This is a genomic window from uncultured Brachybacterium sp., assembly GCF_947500705.1.
Taxonomy (GTDB): domain Bacteria; phylum Actinomycetota; class Actinomycetes; order Actinomycetales; family Dermabacteraceae; genus Brachybacterium.
The window spans coordinates 1-8,604 of sequence record NZ_CANMSY010000019.1; the positions used below are offsets into that span (position 1 = coordinate 1).

Consider the following 8,604-nt stretch of genomic DNA (forward strand, 5'->3'; position numbering starts at 1 on the left):
GCGGGCATGGTGCACATCCTTCCAGGCCGCCCAGTGGGCAAGCCAGATCAGATGTCACCTATCGGTGCGGCAGTCCCAACCCCGCGCCGAGCGCCGGGGTCAGGTAGATCGCTGCAAATCCCGCCGCGCCGAGCAGCGCCAACACCGCCGGGTGAGCGAGCCACCGACCCGCACGGGAGCGAGGCTTCCAGTCGACGAGCTCGCGCAGTCCCGCCGAACCGTCCGACCGAGGAGCGATCCGATCCCGCACGAGATCACCGAAACGCCCGGCAACCAGTAGAGGCACTGCCACCAGAGCAAGCAGCGCGTGCTGGCTCAGGTGCACGGAGAACTGCACCGGCGCGTACACGCCCGGTGCCCCGTTCGTCACCCAAAAGATGACCACGCATCCCGCTACCCACGCCGAAGTCCTGGCCACGGGCCAGCGTCGCCCGCCAGTGCCCGTCAACGGGCGGCGCAGGTGCACCCAGAGGTAGATGACCGCGAGACCGAGGGCGAGTGCCATTCCGGCGACGTCCACACGCCAGGTCGTCAGCAGCGTCGCCAGCTCAGGCGGAGCAGGCAGTGGATAGTCGGTCAGCGCCTCAGCCGTCGAGGTGACCGGCTCAGGCTCGTCCGGCACCGGAGGCGCCGTGTTCGACAGTGCGGCAGCGAGTCCGGTCGCCGCCGCGATCAGGAAGACTTCCCCCGCGGCGAGCCACAGGAAGTCTCTCCGGCGATCCGAGTCCCGCAGCCGGCCCAGTACCCGTCGGCGCTGCCACCAGCCAGCGCCACCCAGCAGCACCAGCAACACCGTCTTCAGCACGAGCATCCACCCGTACGCGGTGGTCACAAGGTCCAGAGGCGCGGAGAGCCGGACCAGGGCAGAGGCGATACCGCTGGCGGCCAACGCCCCATAACAAGCAAGCGCCAGGACGCTGAACCGTTCGGCGACATCCCTCAGTCGTGCTCCGAGCCGGCCCGCAACCAGCACGAGCAGCGCGAGCCCACCCAGCCACACTCCGGCAGCCACGAGGTGCACGATCATCGCGCTCGTGGCCGCCTCATGGGAGGTCTGCCCCGAGGCGTGGCCCGTCATCGACTTCGTCACCAACGCCGCGAACACCAGACTCAGCGAGATCAGCAGCCCCGTACGGGACCTCACGACGATCAGCATGGTCGAGGCAGCGGCGACGAACACCGCCCCGGCAAGCTGGTATTGACCGAGCTCAAGCCGTGTGATGTACATCAGGAGATCGGAGCCGAACCGCGGGGAGAAGGGTGCCTGGCCCGCCGCCAAAGCGTAGCCAAGCACCATCCGTACGACCAGCAGCGTTGACCACACCATTCCCAGGCCCATACCGATATCGAGCGTCCGCTCGTACGCTGGATGGAACCGAGACACGGCAGCGTGTTCCTGATCAGCCTCCGACGCGGACGGCTCCGCACGGCGGGGCAGCACGACGAGCGCCAGCACGAGGCACGCCACGGTCGCGGCACCGACCACATCACCGATGGCATCGACGATCGGCAAACCCCACCGCACCACCGGGCCGGCATCGACGAGCTCCATCGAGACCGGTGCTCCCGCCATGGCGGCCGCGATCACCGTCCAGAGCAGAGCCCACGGGGCCGCAGCACCCACGATGAGGATTCTGGTGCGAATCGAGCTCACCAGCTCGCCCCGCATCGAATCCCGGAAACTGCTGCGCCGACAGGCGAGGCGGCCGTCTCGGCGTCGTTGTCTGCCACTCTGTTCGCCGCACGGGAAGCAACCCGGCGCGTACCGATCCTCAACATGCTGCCCAGTCTCCCGTTCACTGTTGCGCCAGCTACTCCACTAGCCCCGGTCAGGCTAGCCATCGACCGGTGCGCGCTGGAACTCAGACGAGCTCACCATGAGCAAGCCCTCCCCGTTGAACGGTGGGAACTCGTCGGGGCTCAGATCCGGACTCCGCTCGGACGATGCCGACGCGACGAAGTGTCCCGGGTCCAGGTTCCGGGACCGATCTATCGAGCCCGGGACCTGTGTTTGCTTTAGCTGAGTCAGAGGCCGAAAGCTCCGCCACTGACAAGGATGACGATGCCGAGACCGATAAGAACGATGGGGAAGAGGATGTGCTCCCAGCGTTCGAGGACTTCGGCAATCGGTGGGCGAGTGGCGACGAACTTTGCCAGGGCCACCAGGACCGCGACGAGGGCGAGGAAGACGATGCAGTAGGCGACTACGGCGAGAGGTTCCACGCTGAGGAAGACAGGGGTGTACACGCCGATGTTGTCGCCGCCGTTGGCGAGGGTGACGCCTGCGACTGTCCACACGCCGACCTTTTTGCCGGCGACCTTGGCCTCGTCGTCGTCATCGTCGTCGTCTCCGCGCCAGGCCTGCCACGCGGCCCACAGGCCGAGGCCCAGAGGGATGAGGCCGAAGTACGGGATGGCTGCCGAGGGCAGGAACGCTCCGGCGCCGATGGTCACCAGGACCGCGGCACCGAGGATGCCGGCGAACCCGAGGTATTGGCCGACCAGAATGCGGGCGGTGGTGCCGCGCTGGCCTGCCCCTCGAGCGAAGAAGAGGGAGAGCACGATGATGTCGTCGATGTTGGTCGCTGCGAACAGGCCCATCGCCTGTAAGACCGAGGTGAGGATCATGCGCCCTCCCCAGCTGCGTCGCATCCGGGGAGCGAGCAGGCAGGGTCGATGCACGGGGCGTCTTCGTCCACTGCCAGGGTGGCATCGACCAGTGCCGTCAGGGCCTGCGCCAGGTGCGAATCGGCGATCTCATATCGTGTCCGGCGACCTTCGGGCTCGGAGACGACGATCCCGCAATCGCGCAGGCATGCCAGGTGGTTGGACACGTTCGGGCGTGTCAGGTCCAGATCTCGGGCCAGTTCCGCCGGGTAAGCGGGATGGTCGAGCAGGGTCAGGATGATCCGGGATCGAGTGGGGTCGGCCAGTGCGCGACCCAGGCGGTTCATCACGTCGAGACGCGAAGCAATAGTCAGCATGCACTGAACTATACAGCATGCACTGAACACTCCGTCCCAGGCGTCAGGCCAGATCTCATGCCCGTAAGGGGAGACTACCGGGGGAGAGAATTATTCGTCAGTGCACTATTCCTCAGACGTGTAGCTCGTAAGTCAGAGTGGCCTCGCCGCGGGGCATGACGGCTCCACTTGACGTCAGCGGCCGAGGGAGAGAGCGATCGGTTGCGGGCTGGAGCAGCAGGCGTCGGCGGCTGGGGCGGGGGCGTCGCAGCTGCCGCCGAGGTCGGTGGTGCAGACCCCGGTCTCTGGCAGTTCGAGGTGGACCGCGTCTGCTGCTTCGCGGTCGCCGGCCAGCGCCGCCGCGATGGAGCGGACCTGCTCATAGCCGGTCGCCATGAGGAACGTGGGCGCGCGTCCGTAGCTCTTCATGCCGACGATGTAGAAGTTCTTCTCCGGGTGGGCGAGGACTCGCTCCCCGTGGGGTTCGACCGAACCGCAGGAGTGGAACTCGGGGTCGATGAGCGGTCCCAGCTGCGTAGGTGCCTCGACGGCTGGGTCCAGGTTCAGGCGAAGCTCAGCGAGCATTCCGAGATCGGGGCGGAACCCGGTGGCTGGCACCAGCACATCGACGCTCACCTCTCGCTCCCCGTTCGGGGTCACCGCATGAACAGTCAACGAGTCCTCGAGGCTGAAGTGGGTGATGGTGAACGAGGTGAGGACCTCGATGCGTCCGGAGTCGACCAGCTGGCGCAGTCGTGAGCCGAGGGCTCCCCGCGCTGCGAGCTCGTCCTGCTCGCCGCCCCCGTACACGCGGGTGAGGTCAGCGGTGCGAACGGCCCAGATGATCGTGGTGGCGGCGTCCAGTTCTGCGAGGTCCAGCAGGGTATTGGCGGCCGAGTGGCCGGCACCCGTCACCATGACGCGTTTGCCGGCGACGCGCTCGCGATCACGGCCCTGCACGTCGGGTAGTGGCGGTGTGATGCGACCCGCGGCGAGGGCCTGTCGTTCACCGGGAGCGAGGAGCCCCGCCTGGCCCAGCGGATTCGGCGCGGACCAGGTGCCGGACGCATCGATGACGGCGGAGGCGAGCACGTCGTCGCTGTATCCATCAGCGGTCTCGATCCGGACCAGGAAGGGCGTCTCCTCGCGACGTGCAGTGCGGGTCTTGTCCATGCCAGCGCGGGAGACAGCGGTCACTCGCGCGTCGTAACGGATCGACTCGGCGATCTGAGGAAGGTGCGCGAGAGGTTCGAGGTACTGCTCGCGCAGTTCGTGACCGGTCGGCAGAGCCTCGCTATCGGGGGCGATCCAGCCGCTGGCCTCGAGGAGGCGCTGTGCGGCGGCATCGAGGTTGTACTGCCACGGGGAGAACAGCCTGGTGTGTCCCCAATCGGTGATCGCCGCTGCTGCCGTGGATCCGGCCTCGAGGACGACGAACGGCAGGCCGCGTTCGGAGAGTTGGGCGGCGGCGGCCAGGCCGATGGGGCCGGCGCCGATGATGACTACGGGATGCGAGGTCGTTGCGGTGGTGAGCACGATGGGACTCCTTGCTGCTGGTGAGGTCAGTTCGAGGTCTGGGTGTGGTCGGTCAGGAGCGCGCGGACGTGAGCGTCGATGTCGTCGCGGACCAGGCGCATGCGCTCCATCCCTTCGATGCCGCGTTGGGAGGGTTCATCGGTGTGCCAGGTGGTCACCGGCGCTGCCATCCCGTCGACCGGCTCGATGACGGCTTCGCCACCGATGACGATCACGTGATCGACGCTGCGCAGCAGTTCCGGGGTGACCGGCTGCGGAACAGCGGAGGACATGTCCGCACCGACCTCGGCGATCGCCTCCGCAGACTGCGCATTGATGGAGCTGCCGGGCCGGGTGCCGGCGGAGTGGACCTCGACGGCGTCTCCGGCGTGGTGGCGCATGAGGGCCGCGGCCATCTGGGACTTGCCGCCGTTCTTCACGCACACAAACAGGACTGCGGGACGTTTCGTAGTCATCGTGACTCGATCTTTCTGCTGGTCATCGGGTAGGGACGGTGGCGTCGCCGGGGAACAGGCGGCGACCCATCGCAAGGGCGACGTAGACGAGGCCGACGAGGACGGGGACCTCGATCAGGGGGCCGACGACACCCGCGAGAGCCTGGCCGGAGGTGACGCCGAAGGTGCCGATGGCGACGGCGATGGCGAGCTCGAAGTTGTTGCCCGAGGCGGTGAAGGCGACGGTCGTGGACTTCGCGTAGTTCAGGCCGATCGCCCGGCCGACCAGGAACGACCCCAGGAACATCACCACGAAGTAGACCAACAGCGGCAGGGCGATACGGGCCACGTCCCCCGGAGCGGAAATGATCGCGTCGCCCTGGAGCGCGAACAGCAACACGATGGTGAACAGCAGCCCGTACAGGGCCCACGGGCCGATCTTCGGGAGGAAGCGCTCCTCGTACCAGGTACGGCCCTTCGCTCGCTCCCCGACCACGCGCGTGAGGAACCCGGCGACCAGGGGGATCCCGAGGAAGATCAGCACGCTGAGGACGATCGCGCCGATCGAGAACTCTGCCGACGTGGTCGGCAGCCCCAGCCACGAGGGGAGCGCCTGGAGGTAGAACCAGCCCAGGGCACCGAAGGCGATGACCTGGAAGACGGAATTGATCGCGACGAGCACGGCGGCAGCCTCGCGGTCACCGCAGGCAAGATCGTTCCAGATGAGCACCATGGCGATACAGCGGGCGAGGCCGACGATGATCAGGCCCGTGCGGTACTCCGGCAGGTCGGCCAGGAAGATCCACGCCAGCGCGAACATCAGTGCAGGGCCGATCAGCCAGTTCAGCACCAGCGAAGAGATCAGCAGTCGCTTGTCCGCGCCGATGCGGCGGGTCTCGTCGTAGCGGACCTTAGCGAGGACCGGATACATCATCACCAGCAGCCCGATCGCGATAGGCAGGGAGACGGAGCCGATCTTCACCGCTTCCAGAGCGGTGTTCAGGCCGGGGATGAACCGTCCCAGCAGGAGCCCTACGACCATTGCGGCCAGGATCCATACCGGCAGCCAGCGATCCAGGAAGGACATCTCCTTCATCACGCGTGGCTGCTCCACGTTTTTGGTGGTCGTACTCATCAGTGTTCGGCACCTTCCATCGACGGATATCGATCCGAACGCTATGCTGTACATCGATGACTGTCAATGTAAGGTGAGGGCATGACCACGACGACCCAGACTGTTGCTGCCGGGATCAAGGAGAGCACCCCGTCCGACGAGTGCTGCACGCTGTCCGCCGGGCCCGTCGACATCGTCGACGCCGAGAGGATCGCGTCCCTGCTCAAGGCGCTGTCCGATCCCACACGCCTCCGGCTCCTCTCCCACGTCGCCACCCAGGGCTGCGATTCAGTCTGTGCATGCGACCTCACCGAACCGCTCGGGATCAGCCAGCCCACCGTCAGCCACCACATGAAGAAGCTCGTCGACGCCGGCCTGCTCACGCGCGAGCAGAAGGGTCGCTGGGCCCACTACTCCGTCGTTCCGTCGGCCTTCGCCGAACTCCGCGCCTTCCTCGATATCGCCTGATTCCCTACTGCCTGCTTTGGAGATCCTCGTGACCGCACGTCCCAGCGTCCTGTTCGTCTGTGTCCACAACGCCGGCCGCTCCCAGATGGCGGCGGGATGGCTGCGTGAGCTCGCCGGTGACCGCATCGAGGTGCGTTCCGCCGGTTCCGCGCCCGCCGACTCGATCAACCCCGCCGCAGTAGAGGCGATGGCCGAGGTCGGCATCGACATCTCCCACCAGAATCCGAAGATCCTCACCCCCGAGTCCGTCCAGGCCTCCGACGTCGTCATCACCATGGGCTGCGGGGATGCCTGCCCGTTCTACCCCGGCAAGCGGTACGAGGACTGGAAGCTCGAGGACCCGGCCGGCAAGGGAGTCGACGAGGTCCGCCCGGTGCGCGACGATATCCGAGCGCGCGTCGAGGAACTCATCGCCAGCCTCCTGCCCCAGGAGAACTCCGCCGCCTCGACGACAGCGCGGTGAACAACCATGACTCCTTCGCGTGAGACCCCGTCACTGCTCAGCGCCGACCATGTCCTGCACACGATCGCCGAGGACCTCGCGCATCGGTTCGCCGGAGTCTTCTCTCCCGAGACCGTCGAACGTTATGTCTTCGAGTCGTACACCGCACTGGGTCGGACGGCGCGCATCACCTCGCATCTGCCGCCGCTGACCGAACGTTTCGCGCGTGAACGGCTGACTGCTCTCGCGCAGTCGAAGGGGCAGGCCCCGCACGACGTGCCCGAGGTGCTGCTGGTCTGCGTGCAGAACGCTGGCCGCTCTCAGATGGCCGCCGCGCTTCTGGACCACCACGCCCAGGGACTCGTCCACGTCCGCTCCGCTGGTTCCGCGCCGGGCGATGCCCTGCATCCACGCGCTGTGGAGGTCATGGGCGAGATCGGCATCGACCTCGCATCCTCGTTCCCCAAGCCCTTGACGGATGATGTCGTCCGTGCGGCAGATGTCGTCATCACTATGGGGTGCGGGGACGCGTGCCCTATCTATCCCGGCAAGCGGTACGAGGACTGGGAGCTGCGCGATCCAGCGGACAGTTCTCTCGAGCAGTCGCGTCAGGTTCGGGACGAGATCGACGCCCGGGTGCGCCAACTTCTGAGCGAGATCATCACTGCACCTGTGGCAGATCACTGACACCATGCGGCCACGCTCGACGAATGCGAGATAGCATGTCGCTCGATGAGCACCCAACGCGACCCGGAACCGGCACTGTCGGCCCTCCTGGCACGTCCGGCATCACCGCTGCGTCTTGGAAACGTGCTCAGCCGCGCCGAGGCGGAAACTACGGCGGGTCTGCTGCGAATCGTCTCGGATCCCACCCGACTGCAACTGCTGAGCTTGATGGAGAACAGCCCGGAGCGCGAGGCCTGCGTCAGCGACCTGTCTGTCGCCCTGGAGCTGCGTCAGCCCACCGTGACCTACCACCTGAAGATCCTGGCCGAGGCCGGCATCATCGAACGCGAGCAGCGAGGACGCCACGTCTGGTGTTCCATCCACCCCAGCCGGCTCTCCGCCATTCGAGACCTGCTGCGCTGACCGCGCCGGCGAGACGGTCCTGATGCCGACGGATCGAGCCGCGCAGGTTTCCGCGATGGCGCACGAGGTGCGTCTCCAACTTCTCGCCCGGGTTCTGGAATCGCCCAGTGAAGTGGTAGCACCCGCTGACCTAGTCGGCCCCGGAATGGACGAAGCGGTTATCTGCCATCACCTCGAGGCCATGGCGGACGCGGGAATCCTCGCCCGCGGCACGGGCAGCGATGACGGGGCCGGTTACTCCGCGACCGCAGATGCACTGTCCCGCTTCGCGCACCTCGTCGGCCCGCGGCGATCCCTGGCACCTGATCACATTGACCCGGCCCATTACGGTGTTCTTGACCGCATCGCCGAGAGACTGGGTGCGGACTTCCACGGAGTTTTCGGGCCGGAAACAGTGAACCGCTATGTCACCGAGAGCTACCAGCTGCTCGCAGAGCGCGCGGCAGTACGGTCGCATCTTCCGGTGCTGACCGAACAGTTCGCAGTTGAGTCCCACATAGTGGTGTAGCGCGGTGGCCCCGTGATCGTCTCTGACGAGGACGCGGCCACCGTGTGATC

The 8,604-nt window shown here is 66.7% G+C and carries 11 protein-coding genes; 5 read left to right on the top strand and 6 right to left on the bottom strand.

All coding sequences use genetic code 11. The annotated features are described in order from the left end of the window. Positions 1-58: 58 nt before the first annotated feature. From Q0937_RS17795 to arsB, 6 genes are all read right to left on the bottom strand, one after another. Positions 59-1,624 carry a cytochrome c oxidase assembly protein gene (locus Q0937_RS17795; RefSeq protein WP_299306344.1) on the bottom strand — a complete coding sequence of 522 codons (1,566 nt, stop codon included), beginning with the start codon at positions 1,622-1,624 and terminating at the stop codon, positions 59-61. A gap of 401 nt (positions 1,625-2,025) precedes the next feature. Further along, on the bottom strand, positions 2,026-2,628 hold the full coding sequence (locus tag Q0937_RS17800) for a cadmium resistance transporter (protein ID WP_193866805.1): 603 nt from the start codon (positions 2,626-2,628) through the stop codon (positions 2,026-2,028). After that, positions 2,625-2,984 carry a helix-turn-helix transcriptional regulator gene (locus tag Q0937_RS17805; RefSeq protein WP_006590980.1) on the bottom strand — a complete coding sequence of 120 codons (360 nt, stop codon included), beginning with the start codon at positions 2,982-2,984 and terminating at the stop codon, positions 2,625-2,627. The genes Q0937_RS17800 and Q0937_RS17805 overlap by 4 nt, the downstream gene beginning before the upstream one ends. Positions 2,985-3,158: 174 nt before the next feature. Further along, positions 3,159-4,499, bottom strand: coding sequence for an FAD-dependent oxidoreductase (locus tag Q0937_RS17810; protein WP_299306346.1), 1,341 nt, complete (start codon positions 4,497-4,499; stop codon positions 3,159-3,161). A 26-nt stretch (positions 4,500-4,525) separates the two neighbouring features. Beyond that, on the bottom strand, positions 4,526-4,954 hold the full coding sequence (locus tag Q0937_RS17815; RefSeq protein WP_299306348.1) for a low molecular weight phosphatase family protein: 429 nt from the start codon (positions 4,952-4,954) through the stop codon (positions 4,526-4,528). 22 nt (positions 4,955-4,976) lie between these two features. Further along, a complete protein-coding gene (gene arsB, locus Q0937_RS17820) occupies positions 4,977-6,068 on the bottom strand; it encodes an ACR3 family arsenite efflux transporter (protein WP_087484025.1) in 1,092 nt (363 codons plus the stop codon). Between the two features lie 81 nt (positions 6,069-6,149). On the opposite strand from arsB, the gene Q0937_RS17825 reads away from it, so the two are divergent. From Q0937_RS17825 to Q0937_RS17845, 5 genes are all read left to right on the top strand, one after another. Next, positions 6,150-6,515: a helix-turn-helix transcriptional regulator gene (locus Q0937_RS17825; protein ID WP_087484024.1), complete on the top strand. Its 366-nt coding sequence runs from the start codon at positions 6,150-6,152 to the stop codon at positions 6,513-6,515. Positions 6,516-6,600: 85 nt separating this feature from the next. Then, positions 6,601-6,978, top strand: a complete 378-nt coding sequence (locus tag Q0937_RS17830; RefSeq protein ID WP_299306353.1) for an arsenate reductase ArsC — start codon at positions 6,601-6,603, stop codon at positions 6,976-6,978. A gap of 6 nt (positions 6,979-6,984) precedes the next feature. Next, positions 6,985-7,644 (top strand): arsenate reductase ArsC, encoded by a 660-nt coding sequence (locus Q0937_RS17835; RefSeq protein ID WP_299306350.1) that lies wholly within the window; start codon positions 6,985-6,987, stop codon positions 7,642-7,644. Positions 7,645-7,689: 45 nt separating this feature from the next. Beyond that, positions 7,690-8,046, top strand: coding sequence for a helix-turn-helix transcriptional regulator (locus Q0937_RS17840; protein WP_299306351.1), 357 nt, complete (start codon positions 7,690-7,692; stop codon positions 8,044-8,046). Positions 8,047-8,101: 55 nt separating this feature from the next. Beyond that, entirely contained in the window at positions 8,102-8,554 is a 453-nt protein-coding gene (locus tag Q0937_RS17845) for a three-helix bundle dimerization domain-containing protein (RefSeq protein WP_299306352.1), read from the top strand. Positions 8,555-8,604 lie beyond the last annotated feature (50 nt).